General features: G+C 65.0%; 1 pseudogene. It reads right to left on the bottom strand.

The window, feature by feature from the left end:
• Positions 1-381: 381 nt before the first annotated feature.
• Positions 382-526 (bottom strand): annotated as a pseudogene (locus CCN72_RS41215) (HAD family phosphatase); the annotation flags it as partial.

Below are 526 nucleotides of genomic sequence, written 5' to 3'. Positions count from 1 at the left end.
GCGGCGGAGCACGGGGGTTTCTTCGGTGATGTTCTCGCGACGAGATTAGTCCGCGCCTCGTGGGGCGTTCACAGCCGCGTGAGTTGACTCTCCATCACGCTGTGAAACCGGGTGTGGACACACCGAAAACCCGACAGTGGCAGGATTAGTGCAGCGTCTCATCAATCGGGACACAAGGGTGTGCCGCTCCCGGGTGAACCGGGCGGGTCTGCATACTCGTCAGGTCTTGTCGAGGGCCCTGGGGGTGGCGAACGTCACAACTTCAGCTGCGCGGGGTGGCGGTCGAATTCGGCCGTGCCGACTTGCCGTGAATTCCCTTGGATGTACTTCCGCGGTTATTTGCGGGCCGCGGTCAATGGCCTTTACACGCTGGGTGAACGGCTAGGGCATTTCCGTCATCAGGCCCTGCAGAAATGCGAGGTCGACGTGTTCGAGGGAGGGGACGACGGTGCGTCGTTCGGCCGGGCCGATGGGGGCGAGGGAGGGTACGGCGACGACGCGGCAGCCGGCGGCCTCGGCGGCGGCG

Origin of the sequence: Streptomyces murinus (assembly GCF_002154555.1) — a bacterium.
Classification (GTDB): domain Bacteria; phylum Actinomycetota; class Actinomycetes; order Streptomycetales; family Streptomycetaceae; genus Streptomyces; species Streptomyces murinus.
Note: the sequence above shows the minus strand (reverse complement) of the source record. Positions and strands in the feature narration are given on the sequence as shown.